Origin of the sequence: Dactylosporangium sp. NPDC050688 (assembly GCF_040654515.1) — a bacterium.
Lineage (GTDB): Bacteria > Actinomycetota > Actinomycetes > Mycobacteriales > Micromonosporaceae > Dactylosporangium.
The window spans coordinates 144,905-167,944 of sequence record NZ_JBFAIC010000003.1 but is presented as its reverse complement, the minus strand read 5'-3'; the positions used below and the strand labels follow the sequence as shown (position 1 = coordinate 167,944).

Below are 23,040 nucleotides of genomic sequence, written 5' to 3'. Positions count from 1 at the left end.
GTATACAGTTTGTCGCGTGTCCGTGGATCGAATCGACACCAGCGTCGCGCACCCGGCCCGGCGGTACAACTACTGGCTCGGCGGCAAGGACAACTTCGCCGCCGACCGGGCCTCCGCCGACGCCATCGCCGCGGCCTGGCCCAGCGCGCCGATCGCGGCCCGGGAGAACCGGCGCTTCCTCGGCCGTGCCGTCCGGTTCCTCGCCGGCGAGGCCGGCATCCGCCAGTTCCTGGACATCGGCACGGGTCTGCCCACGGCCGGCAACACCCACGAGGTCGCCCAGGCGATCGCCCCGTCGGCGCGGGTGGTGTATGTCGACAACGACCCGATGGTCATGGTCCACGCCCGGGCACTGCTGACCAGTGCCCCGGAGGGCGCCACCGCCTACCTGGAGGCGGACCTGCGCGACCCGGGGCACATCCTGGCCCACCCGGACCTGCGCGCCACGCTGGACTTCACCCAGCCGGTCGGCCTGATGCTCGTCGCCGTGCTGCACTTCATCCACGGCGAGGGCGCCGCCCAGCCGATCGTGCGCGAGCTGCTGGCGGCCCTGCCCCGGGGCAGCTACCTGGTGGCCAGCAACGCCACCAAGGACTTCCTGCCGCCGCAGATCGCCGAGGTGTACGACCGGATGCTCGCCGCCGGCCAGACCGACATCTGGCCCCGGACCCGCACGGAGTTCGGCGCCCTGTTCGACGGGCTGCAGCTGGTGGAGCCGGGTGTCGTCGCGGCCCACGAGTGGCGCCCCGACGACCCCGACCCGTCGCTCACCCCGGCCGACGTCTCGGTCTACGCCGCCGTCGGCCAGATGCCGTGACGACTACTCGACAGTCAGGTCGACCTGGTTGGTGTAGAAGGCGACCCGCTTCGCGATCGGCTCGACGGCCGGGTAGGGCGTCTCGTAGGTCCAGATCACGTTGGTGAGCTCGCGGTCCGCGGTGACGACGCTGTAGTAGGAGGCGTCGCCCTTGTACGGGCAGTGCGTCGAGTGCTCCGTGCGGCGCAGCAGCGACTGGTCCACGTCGTCGAGCGGCAGGTAGTACACCGGCGGGTAGGTCGACTCCTGCAGCGTCAGCGCGTCGGTGCTGTCGGCGACGGTGACCCCGTCGACGCGGACGGTGACACGGCGGTCGGTCGGGGTGACGGTGATCGGGTGGTCGGGCCCTGGGATCTTCATAACCCCGACGCTAGCTCGCTCTCAGGTGACCGGCCGGTCGGCGAGCAGCCGGTCGACGCAGCGCCGCGCCAGGTCCGGGGTCAGGGTCCAGGGCAGGACCGCGTCACGGTCCCCCGCGCCGCCCGGCGCGAGTTCACCGCCGCGATCCCCGTGCACCTGGCCAGCTGGATGTTCGCGGGCCTGTTCATGGGGCTCGCCCCGACGATCGTGCGCGACATCTTCCACCTCGACAGCGGCCTGCTCAACGGCGCCACCGCGTTCCTGCCGCCCGCGTCGGCCGCCGTTGCCGGGTACGTGCTGGGCCGCCAGCACCCGCGCCGCACCATCCAGTTCGGCGGCGCCGCCGTGCTGCTCGGCGCCGCGGTCGTGCTCACCGGCATCGGCACCGTCACGCTGCCCCTGGTGTGGGCCGGCGGGATCGTCGGCGGGGCCGGGTTCGGCGCCACGTTCTCCGGGGCGCTGCGCGCCGTCGGTCCCCTCGCCGAGAGCCACCAGCGGGCCGGGCTGTTCGCCGCGGTGTTCCTCGTCGCGTACCTGTCCTTCGGGCTGCCGGCGATCGTCGCCGGGCAGCTCGTCGCCCCGCTCGGCCTGCTCACCACGGTCGTGCTCTACGGCGCCGCGATCCTCGCCGCGGCGGCGGCCGGGCTGCTGACCCAGTGGCGGCTGGGCCGCCCGGCGTAAACCCTTCAGGTCCCCGGCGGCGGTGCCGATGGGGACACGACCGGCCCGCCGAGCGGAGGAGCACGCATGAACGTCGGCCAGATCGCCTCGTCCATCACCTTCAGCGTCCCGCCCGCCGGCCGCGGCGTCGACCCGGCCGCCGCACAGGCGCAGGTCAACGCCCAGGCCGACACGCTGGGCGCGCTCATGGGCAGCCGGCACAACACCGCCGTGGCCAACAGCGTCTCCGACGGCAGGGGCGTCGACATCTACGTGTAGGGACTACATTCTGTCGGATGAATCGGCGGGAGATCAGCGACGCGGTGTTCGACGTCGGATGGCGGTACGTCCTCGGCACTCTCATGACAACGGTGCCGGTCGGCTCCGTCGGGCAGGCGGCGCAGGTCGCGGCCCGGTGCGCGGCCGCCGCCGGCGAGGACGCCGACGGGCACCTGTGGCTCGACCTGCGCGCCGACCACGTACACCTGAGCCTGCAGACGATCGGCGCGGGCCGGCCCGGCGAGCGGGACATCGCGCTCGCCCGGGCCCTGACCGCGGCGCTGCGCGAGGCCGGCCTCACCACCGTCCCGGCGGCCGGGCGCGCCGTCCAGCTCCTGGAGATCGCCGTCGACGCCCTCGACATCCCCGCGGTCCGCCCGTTCTGGAAGGCGGTCCTCGGCTACGAGGACGAGCCCGGCGCGGCCACCGACCCGGGCGCGGCGGTCGCCGACCCGCACCGGCTCGGCCCGACCGTGTGGTTCCAGCAGATGACCGAGCCGCGCGCCGAGCGCAACCGGATCCACCTCGACATCAGCGTCCCGCACGACGCGGCCGCCGACCGGATCGCCGCCGCCCTCGCCGCCGGCGGCGTGCTGGTGTCGGAGGCGGCGGCGCCCGCGTACTGGATCCTCGCCGACGCCGAGGGCAACGAGGTCTGCGTCACCACCTGGCAGGGCCGCGACTGACGACCGCGGTCACCGAGGACGCCGGCCACGACCCCTCACGGCGCTTCCAGCGCCCCGTCCGGCCGGCGTACCACGGCCGCCCAGCGGTCGAACAGGAACTTCGTCGGCGGGTACTTCGCGGCCTCGACCTCGTCGACATCGACGCCCCAGCCCGGCCGCTCCGACGGGTACATGTAGCCCTTCACCACGTCGGGGCAGCCGGGGAACACGTCGTAGGTGGCCTCGTTGTACTCGTGCGACTCCTGGTAGCCGAACGCGTGGCTGGAGATGTCGACGGCGAGGTTCGCCGCGACGCCGACCGGCGACACGTCGGCCGGGGAGTGGAACGCGGTCCGCACGCCGCACAGCTCGGCCAGGGCCGCCAGCTTCCGGGTCGGGGTGAGGCCGCCGACCGCGGACGTGTGCAGCCGGATGAGGTCGACACCGCCGTCGCGGATGAGCCGGGCCGCCTCCGCGACCGAGCCGACCTGCTCCCCCACCGCGAGGGGCACGGGCGCGGCGGCGCGGATCTCCGGCAGCCGGTCGTACAGCTCCGACGGGATCGGGTCCTCCAGGAACGACAGTCCGAACGGCTCCAGCGCCCGCGCCAGGACCACCGCCTGCTTCGGGGTGAGCCGGCTGTGCACGTCGTACATGAGGTTCACGCCGGTGCCGAGCCGCTCCCGGGCGGCGGCGAACAGCGACGGGGTGCCGCGCAGGTAGCGCTCCGGGTCCCAGCCGTCCGGGTTCGGCGAGTCCGGGTAGTGCCCGCCGGTGCCGGGCGCGCCGTAGCTGCCGAGCCCGGGCTCCGCGCGCTGCAGGCGGATGCAGCGGTACCCGAGCGCGATGAGCCGCTCCGCCTCGTCGAGCACCTCGGCGGTGCCGGCGCCGGAGGCGTGTGTGTACACCTCGACGCCGCCGCGGACCCGGCCGCCGAGCAGCTCGTGGACCGGCAGCCCGGCGCGCTTGCCCGCGATGTCCCACAGCGCCTGGTCCAGCCCCGACAGGGCGTTGTTGAGCACCGGCCCGTTGCGCCAGTACGACGAGTAGTGCACCGTGCGGGTGATGTCCTCGATGTCGGCCGGGTGCCGACCGACGGCGAGCGGCCCGACGTGCTCCGCCACCGCGGCTGCGACCGCCGCGTAGCGCTGCGTGAAGGTCGCGCACCCCAGCCCGTAGAGCCCCGGCTCCGACGTCTCGACCTTCACCACGACGAGCGGCAGGCCCTCCGGCGCGGTCACGATCGGGCGGACCGCGGTGATGCGCAGCCCGGCGGCGGGCCGGCCACGGCGGGACGGACTCGGGCAGACCGCCACCGGGGCCCAGCAACCGGTTCGGGTCGTGCACGGCGAAACCTCCAGTGCCTGCGGTCGCTCATGATCCGGCGATCATGTGTGCGCTAACGTTACGCCCGTGCACGCGCCCGAAGCAGACTCCCGGCCGGTGTGGGTCCTCGAGATCGGGGGCAGCCACGTCACCGCCGCCGGCGTGCTGCTGGACGACCGGCAGGTGATCCAGCGCCGACGCCACCCCCTCGACCCCGCGCTCGACGCGGACGGCATCGTCGACGCCCTCGCCGGCGCGGCGAAGCTGCTCGACGCGGACCCCGGGGACCGCTGGGCGATCGCGATGCCGGGCCCGTTCGACTACCGCACGGGCGTCTCCCGGCACGAGGGCGTCGGCAAGTTCGACAGCCTGCACGGCGTCGACCTGCGCGCCGCGCTCGCCGCGGCGATCCCCGCCGACCCGGCCGCGTTCACGTTCGTCAACGACGCCGACGCGTTCCTGCTCGGCGAGTGGGTCGACGGCGCCGCCAAGGGCGCGGGCCGCTGCGTGGCCATCACCCTCGGCACCGGCATCGGCTCGGCGTGGCTCGCCGACGGCAGCGTCGTCACCACCGGCCCCGACGTGCCGCCGGAGGGCGAGGTGCACTTCTGCACCATCGACGGGGTGGAGCTGGAGGACGTCGTGTCCGACCGGGCGCTGATCCGGGCGTACCGGGAGGCCACCGGCGTCGACGTCGACGGCATGCGCGGCCTCGCCGCCCGGGCCCGCGAGCTGGACGCCGCCGCGCAGACCGTCATCGACACCGCGTTCGGCGCGCTCGGGCGGCTGCTGACGCAGTGGCTGACCCGTTTCGGCGCCGAGGTGGTCGTGTTCGGCGGGTCGATGACCGGCGCCTGGGACCTGATCGAGCCGGCGCTGGCGCTGCGGCTGCCGGCCAGGCCGGTGTCGGACACGGAGCACGCCGCGCTGGTGGGGGCGGCCTGGGCCGCCGCCCACCCGGCCGCAGCGGCGTACTGACCCCGGCCGGCACCGCCCACCCGGCCGCGACTGCGCACTGACCCCGGCCGGCACCGCCCACCCGGCCGCGACTGCGCACTGACCCGGCCGCCCCCGTTCCGGCGGGGCCGCGCGCGGCCTCGCTACAGCAGGCCGCGCAGGTACGCGAGGTTGTCCGCGGTCCGCTGCGCCAGCGGCACGGCGGTGGAGAAGTCCTCCAGGGTGACCCAGCCGTCGTAGCCGTGCGCGACGAGCGCGGCGAGGTACCGCCCGACGTGCGCCTGCCCGGTGCGCAGCGGCGCCCAGTCGTGGGCCCAGGTGACGGTGCCGTCGGCGGCGGTGTCCACCGGGCGCCAGGCGACGTTCTTCACGTGGACGTGCTGCAGGTAGGGCCCGAGCAGCTCGAACGCGGCCCGGTGGTCCTCGTGGCCCTCGATGACCAGGTTGCCGAGGTCGTGGATGACGCCGACGTGGCGCGGGTCGAACCCGTCGAGCAGGCGCATCGCGGCGGACGCCGAGGACACGATCGTCTCGTGGTGCAGCTCGACCAGGATGGTGACGCCGTGCCGGGCGGCGAGCCCGGTCGCCCACTCCAGGTCCTTGCGGGTCGCGTCGAACAGGTCGGGGTAGCGGCCGGTCGACAGCAGCGGCATGGCGACCCGGACCCGGCCGGCGCCGAGGGTCGCGGTGGCGGCCAGGAGCCGGGCGACGTCGTCGTGCTCGAAGCTGCGGGCGTAGCCGCCGATGCCGGAGAACTCCAGGCCGGCGCCGCGGGTCAGGGCGGCGATCCGCGGCAGGTCCGCCTCCAGGCCGGTGAGCGGCCAGGTGGCGCGGTTGCCCTTCCAGAAGCCGGGCACCGGGGCGTCGTCCTGGTCGACGACGCGCCACTCGACGCCGTCCCAGCCCTGCGCGGCGAGGTGCCGCACGGCCTCGTCCGGGGTCCATTCCGGGGTCGACGCGGTGAAGACCGAGAACCTCACGCCTGTTCCTCCTCAGCTGACGGTGGCGGTGCCACCCAGGTCACCTCGGGCCGCACGTCGTCGTGGACGCCGTCGAGGACCTGGTCGAACAGCACCGGGCGGCCGAGGGTGGCCGCCACGTACACGGCCCGCACCGTGGCGAGGGCGAGCAGGCCGTCGGCCACCCGCACGCCCGGCGGGCGCCGCTCGTCGATGGCCTCGACGAGGTCCTGGTACTGGCGCAGGTGCCCGAGCACGAACCCGTCGGCGGGCTTCGGCGCGCCGTACAGGTCCTCGGCGGCGACCAGGGCGCGGGTCTGCACGGCGGCGGGGTCGGGGCTGTCGGCGCTGTGGAAGTACTCAAGCTGGTCGTCGTGCAGGACGGCGGAGCCGCGGGTGCCGTGCAGCTGCAGCCGGACCGGCAGTCCCGGGTGGGCGCTGGTGGAGGCGTGCAGCACAGCCAGGGCGCCGCCGGCGAAGCGCAGCGTGGCGACGGCGAGGTCCTCGACCTCGATCCGGTCGTGGGCGACCCGGGCGGTGCGCGCGGTGACCTCGACCGGCGGGCCGAGCAGGGCGAGCATCTGGTCGACGAGGTGGATGCCCTGGTTGGCCACGGCGCCGCCGCCGTCGAACGCCCAGGTGCCGCGCCAGTCGGCGGAGTCGTAGTAGGCCTGGTCGCGCCACCACGGCATGGACACCACGGCGGAGGTGAGCCGGCCGAGCCGGCCGTCGTCCGCGGCGCGGCGCACGGCGACCATCGCCGGGTCGAAGCGGTGCTGGCTGACCACGGCGCAGGCCAGGCCGCGGGCCTCGGCCGCCAGGGCGACCTTGGCGAAGGCCCGGGCCTTGGCCAGCGACACGTCGAGGGGTTTCTCGACGAGCAGGTGCGCGCCGGCGCGCAGGGTCTCCTCGGCGGCCTCGACGTGCAGCCCGCTGGGGGTACAGATGGCGACGAGGTCGACCTGCTCGGCGGCGAGCGCGGCGCCGAGCGTGCGGTGGCACGACGGGCCGGGGTCGTCGCGGCCGGCCGCGGTGTCGGCGGCCCTGTCGGCGCCATGGCCGGACCCGGCGATGGCGGCGGTGATGCGGGCGGCGAGGGCGGTGTTGGCGGCGTCGACGGCGTCGACGAGGGCCACGATCCGCAGCCTCGGATGGCGCAGGACGGCGTCGGCGTGGTTGCCGCCGATGATGCCGCTGCCGACGATCGCCACGTTGATCAGGTCTGTCATTTCACTCCCCCGGCGGTCAGGCCGCCGACCAGGAACCGTTGGAACACGAGGTACAACACCACCACCGGCAGCGCGCAGATGAGCGCGGAGGCCATCAGCTGCCCGTAGATCGGGATGGCGCCGCCCTCCTGGGTGGCGCCGAACACCTGCAGGGCGACCGCGACGGTACGGCTGTCGGGGCTGGTCATGACGGAGGCGAACAGCACGTCGTTCCAGCCGAGCAGGAACGCGAAGATGCTCGCCACGACGAGGCCGGGCCAGCTGAGCGGGATGATGATCGAGCGCAGGATCCGCCAGGACGAGGCGCCGTCGAGGCGGGCGGCCTCGTCGAGCTCGGCGGGGGTCAGCACGAAGAGCAGCAGCACGGCGACGACCGCCGCCTGCACCGGTCGCGGCAGCAGCCGCTGCACGTCAGTCCTCATGCCGGTTCAGCCTCACCGCGCGCAGGTACACCGACAGCGGGATCGCGACCAGCACCAGCGACAGCACGGCCATGGCGGCGCTGAGCCCGAACCGGAAGTTCTGGAAGCTCTCCACGTAGGTGAGCACCGGCAGCACCTCCACGTCGTGCGGGGCGGGCACCCCGAACAGCACGTACGGCAGCGTGAAGCTGTTGAGGTTGTGCAGGAACGCGATGATCAGCGCGAGCGCCAGGACCCCGCGCAGGTGCGGCAGGACGACGTGGCGCAGCTTCGCCCACCAGTCGGCGCCGTCCAGCGCGGCGGCCTCGTGCACCTCCTCGCTGATGCTCTGCAGGCCGGACGCGGCCAGCAGGTACAGCAGCGGCCACGACGTCCACAGCTGCACCACGACGAGGGTCCAGTAGCTGTTGGGCCCGTTGAGCCACAGGTGCTGCTCGCCGAGGACCGACTTCTGCCACCCGCCGCTGACCACGCTCACCGCCCCGATCGAGCAGGCCGGGCGGGTCGCGGTGTCGATGCTGCTGTCGCGCCTCGACCCGAGCGCCCCGGCGATGCGCCAGTCGGTGATGCTGCCCGTGCACCTGACCGTCCGCGGCTCCACCGGCCCCCGCCACACCCGCTGACCCACCGGCGGCCCGCCCGCACCGGCCGGCCGGCCGCACCGCGGTACACCTGCCGCCGGGTCAACGCGTGAGACGGCCCAGGATCGCGGAGGCGACGGCGACCGCCACGGCGGCGGAGCCGGCCAGGACGCCGAAGTCCAGCAGCAGCCGGGCGGGCGTGCCGATGAGCAGGCCGCGCAGCGCCTCCACCTCGTAGCTGAGCGGGTTGACGTGGTTGAGCACGCGCAGCCAGCCGGGCATGACCGACACCGGGTAGAGGGCGTTGGAGGCGAAGAACAGCGGCATGATGATCGCCTGCCCGATGCCCATCATCCGGTCGCGCTTGAGCACCAGGCCGGCGAGGGTGATGGACAGGCAGCAGAAGAACGCCGAGCCGAGCACGAGCACGGCGGCGACGCCGAGCAGGTGCAGCGGGTTGAGGTCCAGCCCGACACCGAGCAGCGCGGCGAGCACCACGACGACCAGGGCCTGGGTGAGGGCGCGCACCCCGGCGGCGAACGCCTTGCCGGTCACCAGCGCGGCCCGCGGCGTCGGCGTGACCATGAGCTTGGCCAGGACGCCGGCGTCGCGCTCCCAGATGATGTGGATGCCGTAGAAGATCGACACGAACAGCGCCGACTGGGCCAGGATGCCCGGGGCGAGGAAGTCCAGGTAGGGCACACCGCCGGTGGGGATGACATGCAGCCGGGTGAACGTCTGGCCGAAGACCAGCAGCCACAACGCCGGCTGCACGGCCCGGGTGACCACCTCGGTCCGGTCGCGCCGCAGCTTCTGCAGCTCCACCAGGCACAGCGCGGCCGTGCGGGAGGCCAGCAGGCGCAGCGGCTCAACGGGCGCGGCGAGCGGCACGGACATCCTTGAACCCTCCCCCGTCGAGGTCGTCGCCGGTGTACTCGCGGAACACGTCGTCGAGGTTCGCCTCGCCGCCATCGCCGCCGCCATCGAGTGACGCGACCAGCGCCGCCGGCGTGTCCAGGGCGCGGATCCGGCCGCGGTGCATGAGCGCGACCCGGTCGCAGTGCGCCGCCGCCTCCTCCATGTAGTGGGTGGTGACCAGGACGGTCATGCCGGTGCGGGCACGGGTCTGGTGGATGCGGTCCCACACCCCGGCCCGGGCGACCGGGTCCAGGCCGATCGTCGGCTCGTCGAGGACCAGCAGCCGCGGCGCGCTGACCAGGGCCTGCGCCAGCTCCAGGCGGCGGATCATGCCGCCGGAGTAGGTGCCGGCCGGCCGGTCGGCGGCGTCGGTGAGGCCCATCGCGTCGATGACCTCGGCGGTGCGCTCGCGGCGGTGCGCCCGCGGCACGTCGAACAGCCGGGCGAACAGTGCGACGTTCTCCCGGCCGCTGAGCGCGGGGTCGGCGGACAGCGCCTGCGGCACGTAGCCGATCAGCCGCCGCACCGCCATCCTGCGGCGGCGCACGTCCTGGCCGAACACCTCGACCGTGCCGGCCTGCGGCGGCAGCAGCGTGGTGAGCACCCGGATCGTGGTCGTCTTGCCGGCGCCGTTCGGCCCGAGCAGGCCGAAGACCTCCGCCTCACGCACCACCAGGTCCAGCCCGTCGACGGCGACGGTCTCCTTGAACCGGTGCCGCAGGCCGGCGATGCGCACGGCCGGTCCGCTGGGTTCCACCCGGCCAATATAGCTCGTTAGCCGGGCTAATGATCCTCGCGACGGGGCCGGGCCCGGCCCCGTACTACTGCGCGCCGGCGACCGGCGGCGACTCCCGCCAGCCGCGCGCGTAGACGACCGCGAGCTTGTCCTCCAGGGCCTGGCGCAGGTCGATGCCCATGGTGTGGGCGGTGACGAACGCGGTGAGCACCACGTCGGCGAGCTCCGCCTCGACGTCGCTGAACGGCCCGGACCGCCGCGCCATCCCGGCGTGCCGGCGCACCGCCCCGACGAACTCGCCGACCTCCTCGGCCAGGGCCAGGGTCTGCCGCAGCGGCGCCGACTCGGTGAACCCGGCCGCCTCGAGGTGCTTCGCGACGTCCGCGGCGGTGGCGGGCAGGTCGTTCAAAACGAATGGCACCGGCCAACCCTAACCTTCTAGGGTTCGGGCGTGCCGCACGAGATCCGCGCCGTGTTCGACGAGGACACGGTCACCGTCTACCAGGCCTACAGCCCCGCCATCGCGCTGCCCGCCATCGCCGCGCAGCGGTTCGTGCCGCCGTTCAAGCGCGACCGGATGACCTGGGTCAAGCCGTCGTTCCTGTGGATGATGCACCGCAGCGGCTGGGCCACCAAGGAGGGCCAGGAGCACGTGCTCGCCGTCCGGCTGCGCCGCGACGGGTTCGACGCCGCGGTCGCCGGCGCGTGCCTGAGCCACTATGTCCCCGGCGTGCACGCCAGCCGCGAGGCGTGGGCCCGGCAGCTGCGCACCAGCCCGGTCCGGGTGCAGTGGGACCCGGAGCGCTCGCTGCAGCTGCAGCCGCTGGAGCACCGGTCGCTGCAGCTGGGCCTCAGCGGCGAGGCCGTGCACCGGTACGTGGACGAGTGGACCGCCGGCATCACCGACGTCACCGAGCTCGCACACACCGTGCACGACCTGGTCAGGGCCGGCAGGCTGGACGAGGCCCGGGCGCTGCTGCCCGCGGAGGCGCCGTATCAGCCGGCTGGCTGACCGCCGGCGGTCGCCGCGGTGAGGCGGGTCCGGAGGCGGCGGACCAGGTCCGGGTCGACGGGGTCCGTCCAGGAGCGGCCCGGCCGGACGGCGGCCCCGGAGTGGAACGCGGTCACGCCGGCCGCCCGCAGCGGGCCGATGTGCTCGTCGCGCAGCCCGCCGCCGGCCAGCAGCCTGATCCGGCGCCCGGCTTCGGCTTCAGCTTCAGCTTCAGCTTCAGCTTCAGCTTCGGCTTCGGCTTCGGCTTCGGCTTCGGCTTCGGCGAGGATCGTGGGGAGGCCCTCGGCCAGGCCCGCCGGGGCGCCCGAGGTGAGCAACGCGTCCAGGCCCGGCAGTCCAGCCACCGCGGCCCGTACCGCCGCCCGGTCCGCGGCGTGGTCGATCGCCCGGTGGAACGTCCACGGCGCCCCGTCCAGCACGCCGAGCACCTCCAGAACCGCCGGCAGGTCGACGGCACCGTCACGGTCCAGGAACCCCAGGACGAACTCCTCGGCACCCGCCGCGCGCAGCTGCCGCGCGGTGCGCCGCAGCACGCCGAGGTCACCGGCGGCGAAGCCGGGCCCGGTGCGCACCATCACCCGCACCGGCAGGTCCACGGCGGCCCGCACCGCGGCGACGGTCGCCGGCGACGGGCTGAGCCCCTCGGCGGCCATGTCGCTGACGAGCTCCACCCGGTCCGCCCCGCCGTCGCGGGCGTGCCGGGCGTCGGCCGCGTCCAGGGCGATGACCTCCAGCAACGGCGCGCTCATGAGCCCATCGTGCCAGCGGTGACCGCCCCAGCGCCCGGCCCGCCCGCCATGGTGTCCAGCGGCACATAAGGTTGACCTATGCAGCACAAACGGCCCACCCTCGACGACGTCGCGCTGGCCGCCGGGGTGTCCCGGGCCACCGTCTCGCGCGTCGTCAACGGCAACGCCCGGGTCGCCGCGGCCGTCCGCGAGCAGGTGACCCGCGCCGTCGAGCAGCTCGGCTACCGGCCCGACCCGACCGCCCGGGCCCTGGCCCGCGGGCACGGCGACGTCGTGGAGCTCATCGTCGTGGACGGCCAGCCCACCAGCTTCGGCACCAACCCCTACTACGGGCGCGTCGTCGCCGGGGTCGTCGACGGGCTGCGGCACACCGACGCGCAGATGCGCGTCCACGTGGTCGGGCTCGGCGACGCGCCCCGCCTGCTCGACCGCGTCGCACACACGGTCAGCGCCGGCGCGCTGCTGGTCAACGTGCCGGCGGGGCTCGCCGCGGACTTCCACGCCGTCTGCCCGCGGGTCGTGTCGATGGGACGCACCGCCGTGCCGGTGCCCTCGGTGGTGCCGGACAACACCAGGGGCGCGGTTGAGGCCGTACACCTGCTGCACCGCAACGGGCGCAAGCGGATCGCGGCCGTGCCCGGCCCCGCACACATCAACGACGCGATCGACCGGCGCGCCGGATATCTCGCCGCCGTGCGCGACCTCGGCCTCGACCCGATCACCGGCGAGGACGGCGAGTTCACCCGGCACAGCGGCGCCGAGACGACCCGGCGGCTGCTGCAGGAGCACCCCGACCTGGACGCGCTGTTCGTCGCCTGCGACCTGATGGCGTCCGGCGCGCTGCAGGCCCTCGCCGCGGCCGGCCGGCGGGTGCCGCGGGACGTCGCGGTCGTCGCCTTCGACGACAGCCTCATCGCCGCCTGCACGACCCCGCCGCTCACGTCGGTGCGCCAGCCCGTCGAGGAGATGGCGGCGGCCGCGACCCGGGCGCTGGTCGCCGGCGAGGTCGGCCCCGGCTGGCACGGCACGTTCCCGACCACACTGACCGTCCGCGACAGTTCAGGCTGAGCTCCCCCGGGCGTTCTCCGGGCCGGTCTACGGTGCGGGCATGGCTGCCCGTCAGACGTCGATCTCGGCGGTGCTGTCCACCACCGCCGCGCCGGGCACCCGGGTGCCGTCCGGCTTGACGAAGGCATCGACATCCGTTAGACCTCTTAGGGATTGTCAATCTTCGATGGAGGACACCGTGGTCCGCATCCGTGCCGCCGTGATCGCACTCGCCCTGACCGCCACCTCGGTGTTCGCCGCCGGGCCTGCCCGGGCCGCGACCGGCACGCCCGGACCGACCGGCGGGCCGTGTGCGTACACGCCGACACCGGACGACCCGGCGGTGCGGCCGGTGCCGCTGCCCCGCGACCCCCGGCACACCCCGGCGCGGGGGACGGTCACGGTCACGCTGTTCACCAACCTCGGCATCGTCCCGCTCACCCTGGACCGGGCGCAGGCGCCGTGCACGGTGCAGAGCTTCCTGCACCTGACCCGGCACGGGTTCTACAACCGCACCATCTGCCACCGGCTGACCACGTACCCGACGCTGAAGGTGCTGCAGTGCGGTGACCCGTCCGGCACCGGCGAGGGCGGGCCGGGGTACCGGTACAAGGACGAGCTGCCGACCGGGCTGCCGCCGGCGCCGACCGACCCGACCGGGGCCCGCAAGGTGTACGCGCGCGGCGTCCTCGCCATGGCCAACGCCGGGCCGGACACCAACGGCAGCCAGTTCTTCCTCGTCTTCGCCGACTCGGCGCTGCGGCCCAACTACACCATCTTCGGCAGCGTCCGCCCGCTCGGCCTGCACACCCTGGACCGGATCGCCGCGGGCGGGGTCGCGCCGACGCCCGAGGACCCCGCGCCCGTCGACGGTGCCCCGGCGCTGCGCACGTCGATCCTCCTGGCGGCGTAGGTACATTCGGCGCGTGGCTCACTACAGCAGGCTGTACACAATCGTCCTGGACGTGCCCGCCGCCGACCACGACGCCACCGTGGCGTTCTGGCGGGGCGCCCTGGACGCACCCCTGGAGCAGGTCGAGAAGTATCCCGAGTTTCACGGCGCCCGGCTGCCGGCGCACGACCTGCTGCTGCTCACCCAGCAGCTCGGCGACGGCGGCCCCCGGGTGCACGTCGACATCCACACCGACGACCTCGACGCCGAGGTGGCCCGCCTGGAGACCCTGGGGGCCACCCGGGTCGAGCGCCAGGACCGCTGGTGGGTCATGCGCGACCCGGCCGGCCTCACCTTCTGCGTCGTGCTGGACCGCCCCGGCACCCTGACCGAAGCCAACGCCACCCGCTGGCCCTGAGCTTTACAACTTATTGGCATAAGCGTACAGTCGATGTATGACATCGCCGATCCCAAACTGCATCCCAGAGCGGTATCATGGTGGTATGACCACGCAGATCGCGGTTCGCCTGCCTGACGACCTCGCTCGATACATCGACGCTGAGATCGCCGCCGGCACCGCGACGAGCCGCGCGGCGGTGGTCATCCGCGCCCTTGAGCGCGACCGGCGACGCCAGGAGGCGGAGCACGACGCGCGGATCTATGCTGCCGAGACCGCGTCCGACCTCGACGACCTCGCCGCCTGGGCCGCCCGGCAGCCGATGGACATCGACTGATGCGACCGATCCACCTGGCACGGCTCGACACGACCCGCCCCGTCGTGGTGCTCACCCGCGAGCGGGTCAGACCCCACCTCAACCGGGTGACCGTCGCCCCCATCACCACGACCGTGCGAGGCCTGCACACCGAGGTGGAGGTGGGCCAGCGCAACGGCCTTGACCAGCGCTGCGTGGTCTCGTGCGACAACATCGCCACGATCGCGCAGAGCGACCTCGGCCGGGTGCTCGGCTACCTGCTGCCCGACCAGGAGCAGGCCCTGGCAAGGGCGATCCGGACGGCGTTCGATCTCGAGCCCTGAGCGGGGTCGGTGCGGCACGGCCATGCCCGTCCGGCCGCGGGCCATCAGGCTGCCCGTCGCGCCATGCCGTTGGGCACCCTCGTCACGCAGCCCTCTGCCGCCCCGGGCGCCAGCGCTGTCACGCGGCTGCGGCAGGCGCCATCGTCCGGTGGCACCGTTCCGTGTCGTGTCAGGTGCGCCGTCACGCCGTTCCGAGGGACTGCGGCCGTCGACCTGCCGTACCAACTCGACACCACCCGCGTGTGGAACGTCCGCACCCGCGTCGTGCAGCACGCCCTGCTGACGCCCGTGGCGACAGCTTGTGCCCCTCGGGCTGCTGCCGCACCGGCCAGACCGCCATCTCGGCGGCACGCCGTCCCTTAGCCGCGCTTCGCGCGACTCGGGTGGGCGGGTCACCCCGGCTGCGTGAGGCGAGCTGTCACGTCGGCCCCGTGAGGTGCACCTGTCACGTTGCAACCTCGGGCCGTCCCGCCGCGGGAACCGTTGCGCGGCCTCCGCAGACCGGTCACGCGGCCGCCGCCAGACAGTCCGGTCAGGAGACCCTGTCCGGCGACCTCGCCGCGCAATGCCGCCACGCCCACCTCGCTGAGCGGGTGGCGTCAAGGCCCGGCCACGTCAAGGCCCGGCCACGTCAAGGCCCGGCCACGTCAAGGCCCGGCCACGTCAAGGCTGGCCAGTCAGGCCCCCACGCCAGGCCTCCCACGCCAGGCCCCGCCACACCCGACTACGCCACACCCGACTACGTCAGGCCCGACCGCGTCAGGCCCCGCCACGCCCGACCACGCCACGCCCAACCACGTCATGCCCCGCCCCGCCATGCCCGACCACGTCAGGCCCCCGCCACGTCGGGAGCGGGCGGGAGTCAGGCGACGGTGTTGCGCCAGCTGCGGCCGCTGCGCTCGATGAGGCGGTTCGCCTCGGTCGGGCCCCAGGAGGCCGCCTCGTACGTCGGGATCGGGCCGGTGTCCTCGGCCCAGCGCTCCAGGATCGGGTCGACGATGCGCCAGCACTGCTCGACCTCGTCGGAGCGGATGAACAGGGTCGTGTCGCCGATGAGGGCGTCGAGCAGGAGGCGCTCGTAGGCCTCCGGGGACTCCTCACGGAAGGTCTTGTCGTAGGAGAAGTCCATGCTGGCCGAGCGGACCCGGAACGAGTGGCCCGGCACCTTCGCGCCGAAGCGCAGGGCGATGCCCTCGTCGGGCTGGATGCGCAGGATGAGCGCGTCGGGCTGCAGCTCCGTCAGCTGCTTGCCGGGGATCGGCAGGTGCGGCGGGCGCTGGAACTGCAGGGCGACCTCGGTGACCCGGCTCGGCAGGCGCTTGCCGGTGCGCACGTAGAACGGCACGCCCGCCCAGCGCCAGTTGTCGACGTCCAGGCGCAGCGCCGCGTAGGTCTCCGTGCGGGACAAGGGGTCGACGCCGGGCTCCTCGCGGTAGCCGGGCATGAGCTCCTCGCGGGAGCCGCCGCGGGTGTACTGCCCGCGCACCGCGATGTCGTCGATCGCCCGCCCGTTCGGCAGGCGGATCGCCTGCAGGAGCTTGACCTTCTCGTTGCGGACCGCCTCGGCGCTGAACGACGCCGGCGGCTCCATCAGGGCCAGGGCGAGGACCTGCAGCACATGGTTCTGCACGATGTCGCGCATCGCGCCGGCGTGCTCGTAGAAGCTGCCACGGGTGCCGACGCCGAGGGTCTCGGCGACGGTGATCTGCACGTGGTCGACCCAGGTGCGGTCCCAGATGGGCTGGAAGATGGCGTTGGCGAAGCGCAGGGCCAGCACGTTCTGGACGGTGTCCTTGCCCAGGTAGTGGTCGATGCGGAAGACCTGCGACTCGTCGAACGCGGCGTGCACGGTGGCGTCGAGCTGCTTGGCGCTGCGCTCGTCGTGCCCGTAGGGCTTCTCGATGACGAGCCGGGCGAAGGCGTCCTCGTGGGCCTGGTGCAGCCCGGCGCCGGCCAGGCCGTTGATGACCAGGGGGAACGCCTCGGCGGGGGTGGACAGGTAGAAGATCCGGTTGCCGGAGGTGCCGCGCTGGCGGTCCAGCTCGTCGAGCACCGTCGCCAGGCGCTTGTACGTCTCCGGGTCGTCGTAGCCGCCGGAGATGTACCGCACGGCGCCGGCCAGCTGCGGCATGCCGGACAGCCCGCGGTCGCCGAGCACGGCGTGGATGAACTGGTCGTCGTCCATCGGCGTGCGGGCGACACCGACCACGGCGAAGTGCTCGGTCAGCCGGTTGTGCCGGGCGAGGCTCTCGATCGCGGGGATCAGCTTGCGCCTGGTCAGGTCGCCCGAGGCGCCGAAGATGACGACCGTCGCCGGCGGGGCGTGCCGGTTGTCGGACTCCTGCGGGATGGTGACGTGCTCGCCGATCGTGCCGTTGTCGCTGGGCATGGATGCGCGCCTCTCCTCGGACTGCCGCCGTGACATTACGAGTCAACCGCCGCACACAGCAACGATTCCAGAACGTGACCGGCGTCTCGCAGATCCCAATGTACGGTTACCGGTCGCGACACCGGGTAGCCTGAAGTAGTCAAGAGCATTCGGAGAGTAATCGGATCGCAGGACGGGGATGCGCGATGTCGATCACACCGGTAGCAGCCACCACCACCGGTCTCACCGCCACCCAGGTGGCGCCGCAGCGCCAGACGGACCTCGTGGACCAGCAGCGGCTGGACGACCGGCAGGCGCAGGACCGGCTGGAGGACCAGCGCGCCCTGGACCGGCGCCGGCTCGACGAGCAGGACGCGGTCCGCCAGGATCTGGTCCGCCAGGATCAGCTCCGCGCCGACGACGCGCGGCAGTACCGCGACGAGCAGCTGCGCGTCGAGCAGCAGCGGCTGCAGGACCAGCGGCGCCTCGAGGACCAGCAGCGCATCGCCGAGCAGCTGCGGCTGGAGGAGACGCTGCGGCAGCGCGCGGAGGAGAACCGGCTGCAGTTCGAGCGCAGCCGCGAGGCCGTCACCACCCGCCTCGAGCAGACCAACGGCATGTTCAGCGGCCGCGTGGACGTCTATCTGTAAACGACGTCCATCTGCGAAGGGTCAGAGCGGGTGGTTCGCCACGAACAGCCCGCCCGGGTCGACGGCGGCCCGGACCGCGCGCAGCCGCCGCACCGTCGCCGACGGGAACGCCGCCTCGGGCGCGACGCGCTCCGCGGTGAGGTTCAGGTACTGCGACCCGGTCGCCCACGGCGCGAGCGCCGCCACGACCCGCCCGGCGTCGGCCGCTGCCGCCGCCCCGAGCGCCGGGGTGGCCGCGATCCCGGCCGACGACAGCGCGAACGCGCCGTCCAGCGCAGGCAGGGCGCCGCCGCCGGGGGCGGGCCGGGCCAGCGCCCCGCCGAGCTGGCGCAGCTCCGCCGGGACGGTCAGCGACGTGCCGGAGCCCGGGCCGGCGGCGGCGAGCAGCGCGTCGGCCGCGGCGGCGGGCAGGTCGCCGAGCAGCGCCGAACGTGACACGACCGGGGTCGGGCCCTCCGGGTCCAGGTGCAGCCGCGGCAGCGCCGCGGGCGGCAGGTCGGCGAACGTGTCCAGCTCCGGCCGCAGCGCCCGCAGCGGCGCCACGAGCCGCGGGCCGTCGGGGCCGAGCACGGCACCGTCGACGGCGAGCAGCCGGCGCCCCCGCAGCGCCGGCGGCACGTGCGGCAGCGGCGGGACCTGCAGCAGCCGCAGGGCGCTGGTCACCGCGTCCGGCGCGGTCGCGGTCCACGCCAGCCACGCGGGCAGGACCCGGGGCGCCTCGCGCCAGTCCCAGGCGAGCAGCCCGGCGTACACGGACGCGACCGGGAACAGGTCGAACTCGACGGCGGTGACGACGCCGAAGTTGCCGCCGCCGCCGCGCAGCGCCCAGAACAGGTCCGGTTCGCGGGTCGCGTCGGCGCGCAGCAGGGTCCCGTCGGCGGTCATCAGCTCGACCGCGGTGAGGGCGTTGGCCTGCAGGCCGTGGGTGCGGGCGTACCAGCTGACGCCGCCGCCGAGGGAGTACCCGACGACGCCGATGCCCGGCGACGAGCCGTGCAGCGCGGCGAGCCCGTGCGGCGCGGCCTGCTCGACCACGTCGACCCACAGCGCGCCGGCCTCCGCGCGGGCGGTGCGCCCGGCCACGGTGACGCCGGTCATCGCCGACGTGCGCAGCAGGACCACGTCGCCGAGCGGCCCGAGCGGGCCGGGGTTGTGCCCGGTGCCCTGGGCGGCGACCCGCAGCCCGGCCCGGGCGGCGGCGCGGACCACCGAGGCGACCTCGTCGGCGTCCGCCGGGTACGCCACGGCCGCGGGACGCTGGTCGGCCGTGACGTTCCACGGGGTCCGCGCGGTGTCGTACCCCGGGTCGCCGGGCAGGTGGACCGCGCCGCCGCACAGACCACGCAGTGAGCTCGCAACACTGGTCATGCCTGAAACGGTGCGGCCGCGGCCTTGGGAGGGACTTGCGGCCGACCTGAATCAGGCCGCGTCACAGCCGCGTCACACATAGGCGCGCAGCTCGGCGAGCGTCGTGACGCCCAGTTTGCGGCGGACCGCGGCCAGGGTGTCCTGCACGGTGTGTGGGGTCAGGAACAGCGCCTGGGCGATGTCGCGGTCGTCCGCCCCGCCGACGGCCATCGACACGATGCGCCGCTCGCCGGTGGTCAGCGACGGTGACGGCTGCGCCGGCACCCGCTCGCCGAGGGCGCCGAGCGCGGCGGCGACCCGGGCCCGCAGCGGCACGGCCCCGCACGCCTCGGCCAGCCGCAGCGCCTCCCGCAGCGGCACCGCGTCGCCGTCCAGCTCGCCGAGCGCGCACAGCGCCCGGGCGTGCTCCAGGCGGGCGTGCGTGCCGGCCAGCAGCTCCACCGCGGCGAGCAGCTCGGTGCGGTCCCGGCGCAGCTCCCCCACCAGCCGCAGGGCCCGCCCGACGCCGCGCGGCGCGCCCCACCGCCGCATGTCGGTCAGGTCCGACTGCGCCAGGCGCACCGCCTCGTCGGTACGGGCGAGCGCGGCGAGAGCCGCGGCGCGCAGCGAGCGCTCCTCGAACCACATCGGGTTGCCGTCGTGCTGCCGGCCGAGCACCGCGAGGGCCTGCTCGGGGCGGTCCTCCGCCATCAGCAGCACGGCCTCGGCCTGGTTGAACAGCCGGGTGCCGTCGCCGACGCGCGGCCGGGCGTGCCGCTCGTCGACGAACGCCCGCGCCTCGGCCAGCTCGCCGCGGTCGACGAGGGCCCGGATCAGGAACGCCTCGCCGTAGGCGATGCCGAGCGCCGGGATGCCGCCCCAGCGCAGGTTCTGCTCGTTGGCCGCGACGAGCGACGTGCACGCCTCGGGCAGGTCGCCGCGCTGCCACTCCCGCCAGCCGCGCCACAGCTGGGCGGCCAGGACGGTGAACAGCGAGCCGCGGGTGTGGCCGAGCCTCAGCGCGTCCTCCCAGAGGGTGCCGGCGTCGTGCTCGGCGTCCTCCAGGATCACCCCGGCGATGGCCCAGAACAGCCCGGGGTCGCCGCGCAGCAGGATGTCGTCCTCGAGGGAGAACCGGGCCAGCCGCGCCGCCTCCTCCAGCTGCACGCCCTTGGCCAGCAGCTCCCAGCCGCGGCACGCGGCGAGCATCCGGGCGCCGAGCCCGGCGCCGGTGATCTGCGGCTCCTCGGCCGGGAACGACCAGGGGTCGCCGCTGTACATGTACACGGCGATGCGCTCCAGGGCCTGCAGCCCCTGCCGCTCGTCGACGAACTCGGCGGCGAGCCGCGCCGAGGCGCGCCGCGCGAACTCCGGCGCGTTGCCCTCCGGCCCGGTGAAGATCAGCGTGTGGGTGAGCATCCGGGACACCGCGGCGAACGTGGCCGGGTCGGTGACCGGGTCGTCGTACGCGGCCCGCAGGTGCGCGATCGCGGCCGGGCCGTCGTTGAGCGTCTCGACCTGCCCGAGCTGCAGCAGCACCGCCGGTCGCTGCGCCGCCGCGGGCGGCTCGGCCACCGCGCGGCGCAGGTAGACCGCGGCCCCCTCCGGCGCGCCGCGGTGCAGGGCCCGGTCGGCCGCGGCCCGCAGCACGTCCACCACCCACTGGTCGGCGCGTTCGGGGATCTGCAGCAGGTGCGCGGCGATCTGCTCCGGCGCCGCCGACAGCCCGCCGAGGACCTTCGCCGCCCGCTCGTGCAGCAGCTGCCGCTCCCCCGGCGGCAGGTCCTGGTAGACGGCGTCGCGCACCAGCGGGTGCACGAACCCGATCGGGTACTCGTGCCGGACCACCTCGGCCCGGGCGAGCGCGGCGACGGCGGCCGCGGCGGCCGGCTCGTCCACCCCGGCGAGGGCCGCGATCGTGGGCAGGCCCGCGCCGTCGCCGAGGACCGCGATCGCCCGCGCGACGGCGGTGCTCGCCGCCGGCATCCGCCGCAGCCGGATGAGCACCATGCTGGACACGGCCCGCGACCCGATGGCGGTGACCGTGCCGGCGTGCGCGTCGGTGGGGCGGACCCCGTTGGCCTCCAGGGCGCGCAGCAGCTGCCGTACCAGCAGCGGGTTGCCGGACGTGGTCTGGTGGCACGCGGCGACGAACCGGGGCTCTGCCCCGTCGCCGAGCCGCTGCCGCACCAGGTCGACCACAACCTCGGCGCTCAGCGGGCCGGGCCGCACCGGCGCCGTCGCCGGGTCCAGCTGCAGCTCCGCGAGCAGCGCTTCGTCGTCGTACTGCTCCCCGGTGCGCAGTGTCGCCGCGAGCAGCACCGGCAGCCCGTCGAGGCGGCGCACCAGGTACGCCAGGAACCGCAGCGAACCGGTGTCGCACCACTGCAGGTCGTCCACGACGATCGCGACGGGCCGGGTGGCGGCGACGTTGGCGGTGAGCCAGTAGAGCCCGTGCAGGGCGGCGAACGTGTGGTCGCCGCGCTCGCCGGTGTCGGTGCCGAGGTCGAACACGGACGCGGCCGATGCGGCGGCCCCGGCGAGCAGCCGCTCCCGCTCCACCGGGTCGGTCAGCAGCGCCTCGAACAGCTGCCGCACCACCCCGAAGCCGAACTCCTTCTCCAGCTGGCTGCCCCGCGCGGTGAGCGTGATCGCGCCGTGCCCGTCGGCGATGCGCCGCGCCTCGGTCAGCAGCCGGCTCTTGCCGATCCCGGCGGGCCCTTCGATCATCGCCAGCCGCGGCACGCCGCCGAACGCGTCCGCCGCCGCCAGGCGCAGCTCCGCGACCTCCCGGTCCCGGTCGACCAGGTGCTCTTCATGTATTTTTCTCGATGGTACAGGGATCCCTCCGACAGGCGCCTGCGGCGCGGTGCCGGCCGGACCGGCCGCCGCCACCGGCGAGGCGTTCCCACCGGACGGCCCACCCGCTGCCTCCTGCGCACCGGCGGGGCCGCCGCTGGACGGGCCACCCGCCGCCGCCGATTGCACGCCGGTAGGGCCGTCGCCGGCCGGATCCTCCCGCGCCGGCGCTGCCGCCTCCGCGGACCGCTCCACCGGCGGCACCCGCTCGGCCGGTCGCTGCGGCGCGTCGAGGGTCTCCGACTGTGCCAGGACCTCCGCCTCCAGCGCCCGCAGCGCCGGGCCGGGGTCGACGCCGAGCTGCTCCGACAGCGTCTGCCGGGCCCGGCGCAGCGCGGCGAGGGCGTCGCCCTGCCGGTGCGCCCGGTACAGCGCCAGCACCAGCAGCCGCCAGCGCTGCTCCCGCAGCGGCTCGGCGGCGACGAGCTGCTCCAGCTCCGGCACCAGCAGCGCGCTGTCGCCGAGCGCGAGCCGCGCCTCGAGCAGCTGCTCCCGGGCGACCTCGCGCAGCTCCGCCAGCCGCGCCACCTCGGCCTGCGCCCACGGCTCGTCGGCGTACTCCGCGTACGCGGGGCCCTGCCAGAGCCGCAGCGCCGCGCCGAGCAGGTCGCGCTGCGCGCCGTGGTCGTGAGTGCCGAGCGCCGCGGTGACGGCCCGGTCGAAGCGCCACGCGTCGACCGCCTCCGCGTCCAGCGTCAGCGCGTACCCCGGCGGCCGCGACACGATCACGTTGCCGCGGGCCCGCGCCGTCGCGCCCGGCTCCAGCCTGCGGCGCAGGTGCGACACGTACGCCTGCAGCGCCCCGGCCGCGTTCGCCGGTGGCCGGCCGCCCCACACGCAGTCGATGAGCCGGTCGGTGGGCACGATGTCGCCCCGGTGCAGCACGAGCACCGCGAGCACGGCCCGCTGGCGCCGCCCGCCGAGGTCGACGAGGGCGCCGCCGACCGTGGCGGTCATGTCCCCGAGCACGCTGACCCACAGCTTGCCGGACGGCGGCGTGACCTGCACCGGCCCTCCCTGCGCGACGATCCGGACGATCAAGGTACCGCGCCGGCGGGACGCGGCTCCTCAGCCGTTCACCCGGAAACCGCACCGTCCGTGCGGACCGGCCCGCTCCGGCGTACCGTGCGTCGGGGCCGGACCGGACGGTACGGGTCGGACGGCTCGGACC

General features: G+C 74.7%; 27 protein-coding genes. 13 read left to right on the top strand and 14 right to left on the bottom strand.

What is annotated here, in order from left to right; genetic code table 11:
* The first annotated feature begins 16 nt into the window (after window positions 1-16).
* On the top strand, window positions 17-817 hold the full coding sequence (locus AB0H83_RS04935; protein ID WP_360086941.1) for an SAM-dependent methyltransferase: 801 nt from the start codon (window positions 17-19) through the stop codon (window positions 815-817).
* A gap of 3 nt (window positions 818-820) precedes the next feature.
* Here the strand turns inward: AB0H83_RS04935 and AB0H83_RS04930 are convergent, their stop codons facing one another.
* Together AB0H83_RS04930 and AB0H83_RS04925 are read right to left on the bottom strand one after the other, a co-directional pair.
* Window positions 821-1,177 (bottom strand): DUF427 domain-containing protein, encoded by a 357-nt coding sequence (locus tag AB0H83_RS04930; RefSeq protein WP_360086938.1) that lies wholly within the window; start codon window positions 1,175-1,177, stop codon window positions 821-823.
* Window positions 1,178-1,198: 21 nt separating this feature from the next.
* Window positions 1,199-1,333 (bottom strand): hypothetical protein, encoded by a 135-nt coding sequence (locus tag AB0H83_RS04925; protein WP_360086935.1) that lies wholly within the window; start codon window positions 1,331-1,333, stop codon window positions 1,199-1,201.
* Here AB0H83_RS04925 and AB0H83_RS04920 point away from each other — a divergent pair.
* The 3 genes from AB0H83_RS04920 (at window position 1,328) to AB0H83_RS04910 (ending at window position 2,802) form a co-directional block, all read left to right on the top strand.
* Complete coding sequence (locus AB0H83_RS04920) at window positions 1,328-1,858, top strand: hypothetical protein (RefSeq protein ID WP_360086932.1); 531 nt, start codon at window positions 1,328-1,330, stop codon at window positions 1,856-1,858. The genes AB0H83_RS04925 and AB0H83_RS04920 overlap by 6 nt on opposite strands.
* 66 nt (window positions 1,859-1,924) lie before the next feature.
* Window positions 1,925-2,116, top strand: coding sequence for a hypothetical protein (locus AB0H83_RS04915; RefSeq protein WP_360086929.1), 192 nt, complete (start codon window positions 1,925-1,927; stop codon window positions 2,114-2,116).
* Window positions 2,117-2,133: 17 nt separating this feature from the next.
* On the top strand, window positions 2,134-2,802 hold the full coding sequence (locus AB0H83_RS04910) for a VOC family protein (RefSeq protein WP_360086926.1): 669 nt from the start codon (window positions 2,134-2,136) through the stop codon (window positions 2,800-2,802).
* Between the two features lie 35 nt (window positions 2,803-2,837).
* Here AB0H83_RS04910 and AB0H83_RS04905 read toward each other — a convergent pair whose 3' ends face one another.
* Window positions 2,838-4,097 (bottom strand): enolase C-terminal domain-like protein, encoded by a 1,260-nt coding sequence (locus AB0H83_RS04905; RefSeq protein WP_360086923.1) that lies wholly within the window; start codon window positions 4,095-4,097, stop codon window positions 2,838-2,840.
* A 97-nt stretch (window positions 4,098-4,194) separates the two neighbouring features.
* On the opposite strand from AB0H83_RS04905, the gene AB0H83_RS04900 reads away from it, so the two are divergent.
* Window positions 4,195-5,085, top strand: coding sequence for an ROK family protein (locus AB0H83_RS04900; RefSeq protein WP_360086920.1), 891 nt, complete (start codon window positions 4,195-4,197; stop codon window positions 5,083-5,085).
* Window positions 5,086-5,207: 122 nt separating this feature from the next.
* Here AB0H83_RS04900 and AB0H83_RS04895 read toward each other — a convergent pair whose 3' ends face one another.
* From AB0H83_RS04895 to AB0H83_RS04880, 4 genes are read right to left on the bottom strand one after another with little or no spacing between them, the layout of a single operon-like run.
* On the bottom strand, window positions 5,208-6,044 hold the full coding sequence (locus AB0H83_RS04895; protein WP_360086917.1) for a sugar phosphate isomerase/epimerase family protein: 837 nt from the start codon (window positions 6,042-6,044) through the stop codon (window positions 5,208-5,210).
* A complete protein-coding gene (locus AB0H83_RS04890; RefSeq protein ID WP_360086914.1) occupies window positions 6,041-7,252 on the bottom strand; it encodes a Gfo/Idh/MocA family oxidoreductase in 1,212 nt (403 codons plus the stop codon). Before AB0H83_RS04890 ends, AB0H83_RS04895 begins: the two co-directional genes overlap by 4 nt.
* The gene (locus AB0H83_RS04885) at window positions 7,249-7,674 is read right to left on the bottom strand and encodes a carbohydrate ABC transporter permease (RefSeq protein WP_360086912.1); all 426 of its coding nucleotides are present in this window, start codon (window positions 7,672-7,674) and stop codon (window positions 7,249-7,251) included. Before AB0H83_RS04885 ends, AB0H83_RS04890 begins: the two co-directional genes overlap by 4 nt.
* A complete protein-coding gene (locus AB0H83_RS04880; protein ID WP_360086910.1) occupies window positions 7,664-8,152 on the bottom strand; it encodes a sugar ABC transporter permease in 489 nt (162 codons plus the stop codon). The genes AB0H83_RS04885 and AB0H83_RS04880 overlap by 11 nt, the downstream gene beginning before the upstream one ends.
* Here AB0H83_RS04880 and AB0H83_RS04875 point away from each other — a divergent pair.
* Complete coding sequence (locus AB0H83_RS04875; protein WP_360086908.1) at window positions 8,082-8,297, top strand: substrate-binding domain-containing protein; 216 nt, start codon at window positions 8,082-8,084, stop codon at window positions 8,295-8,297. The two genes, AB0H83_RS04880 and AB0H83_RS04875, sit on opposite strands and share 71 nt — an antisense overlap.
* A gap of 60 nt (window positions 8,298-8,357) precedes the next feature.
* Here AB0H83_RS04875 and AB0H83_RS04870 read toward each other — a convergent pair whose 3' ends face one another.
* From AB0H83_RS04870 to AB0H83_RS04860, 3 genes are all read right to left on the bottom strand, one after another.
* Window positions 8,358-9,152: an ABC transporter permease gene (locus AB0H83_RS04870; protein WP_360086906.1), complete on the bottom strand. Its 795-nt coding sequence runs from the start codon at window positions 9,150-9,152 to the stop codon at window positions 8,358-8,360.
* A complete protein-coding gene (locus AB0H83_RS04865; RefSeq protein WP_360086904.1) occupies window positions 9,124-9,930 on the bottom strand; it encodes an ATP-binding cassette domain-containing protein in 807 nt (268 codons plus the stop codon). Before AB0H83_RS04865 ends, AB0H83_RS04870 begins: the two co-directional genes overlap by 29 nt.
* 64 nt (window positions 9,931-9,994) lie before the next feature.
* Window positions 9,995-10,330, bottom strand: a complete 336-nt coding sequence (locus tag AB0H83_RS04860; protein ID WP_360086901.1) for a MazG nucleotide pyrophosphohydrolase domain-containing protein — start codon at window positions 10,328-10,330, stop codon at window positions 9,995-9,997.
* Window positions 10,331-10,360: 30 nt separating this feature from the next.
* Between AB0H83_RS04860 and AB0H83_RS04855 the strand changes: the two genes are divergently transcribed.
* Window positions 10,361-10,921 (top strand): DUF4291 domain-containing protein, encoded by a 561-nt coding sequence (locus tag AB0H83_RS04855; protein WP_360086898.1) that lies wholly within the window; start codon window positions 10,361-10,363, stop codon window positions 10,919-10,921.
* Here AB0H83_RS04855 and AB0H83_RS04850 read toward each other — a convergent pair.
* Entirely contained in the window at window positions 10,906-11,670 is a 765-nt protein-coding gene (locus AB0H83_RS04850; RefSeq protein WP_360086895.1) for a copper homeostasis protein CutC, read from the bottom strand. The genes AB0H83_RS04855 and AB0H83_RS04850 overlap by 16 nt on opposite strands.
* Before the next feature lie 78 nt (window positions 11,671-11,748).
* Here AB0H83_RS04850 and AB0H83_RS04845 point away from each other — a divergent pair, with 78 nt between their 5' ends.
* From AB0H83_RS04845 to AB0H83_RS04825, 5 genes are all read left to right on the top strand, one after another.
* Window positions 11,749-12,738, top strand: a complete 990-nt coding sequence (locus AB0H83_RS04845; RefSeq protein ID WP_360086892.1) for a LacI family DNA-binding transcriptional regulator — start codon at window positions 11,749-11,751, stop codon at window positions 12,736-12,738.
* A gap of 166 nt (window positions 12,739-12,904) precedes the next feature.
* The gene (locus tag AB0H83_RS04840) at window positions 12,905-13,630 is read left to right on the top strand and encodes a peptidylprolyl isomerase (RefSeq protein ID WP_360086889.1); all 726 of its coding nucleotides are present in this window, start codon (window positions 12,905-12,907) and stop codon (window positions 13,628-13,630) included.
* A 13-nt stretch (window positions 13,631-13,643) separates the two neighbouring features.
* Window positions 13,644-14,027, top strand: a complete 384-nt coding sequence (locus AB0H83_RS04835) for a VOC family protein (protein WP_360086886.1) — start codon at window positions 13,644-13,646, stop codon at window positions 14,025-14,027.
* A gap of 85 nt (window positions 14,028-14,112) precedes the next feature.
* A complete protein-coding gene (locus tag AB0H83_RS04830) occupies window positions 14,113-14,343 on the top strand; it encodes a hypothetical protein (RefSeq protein ID WP_360086883.1) in 231 nt (76 codons plus the stop codon).
* Window positions 14,343-14,645 (top strand): type II toxin-antitoxin system PemK/MazF family toxin, encoded by a 303-nt coding sequence (locus AB0H83_RS04825; protein WP_360086880.1) that lies wholly within the window; start codon window positions 14,343-14,345, stop codon window positions 14,643-14,645. The genes AB0H83_RS04830 and AB0H83_RS04825 overlap by 1 nt, the downstream gene beginning before the upstream one ends.
* A gap of 862 nt (window positions 14,646-15,507) precedes the next feature.
* Here the strand turns inward: AB0H83_RS04825 and zwf are convergent.
* Entirely contained in the window at window positions 15,508-17,034 is a 1,527-nt protein-coding gene (gene zwf, locus AB0H83_RS04820) for a glucose-6-phosphate dehydrogenase (protein ID WP_360086877.1), read from the bottom strand.
* A 185-nt stretch (window positions 17,035-17,219) separates the two neighbouring features.
* On the opposite strand from zwf, the gene AB0H83_RS04815 reads away from it, so the two are divergent.
* Window positions 17,220-17,663, top strand: coding sequence for a hypothetical protein (locus tag AB0H83_RS04815; protein ID WP_360086874.1), 444 nt, complete (start codon window positions 17,220-17,222; stop codon window positions 17,661-17,663).
* 21 nt (window positions 17,664-17,684) lie between these two features.
* Here AB0H83_RS04815 and AB0H83_RS04810 read toward each other — a convergent pair whose 3' ends face one another.
* Both AB0H83_RS04810 and AB0H83_RS04805 read right to left on the bottom strand, forming a co-directional pair.
* Window positions 17,685-19,031 carry an FAD-binding oxidoreductase gene (locus AB0H83_RS04810; RefSeq protein ID WP_360086871.1) on the bottom strand — a complete coding sequence of 449 codons (1,347 nt, stop codon included), beginning with the start codon at window positions 19,029-19,031 and terminating at the stop codon, window positions 17,685-17,687.
* Between the two features lie 72 nt (window positions 19,032-19,103).
* Window positions 19,104-22,877, bottom strand: a complete 3,774-nt coding sequence (locus AB0H83_RS04805) for a BTAD domain-containing putative transcriptional regulator (RefSeq protein WP_360086868.1) — start codon at window positions 22,875-22,877, stop codon at window positions 19,104-19,106.
* Between the last annotated feature and the right edge of the window lie 163 nt (window positions 22,878-23,040).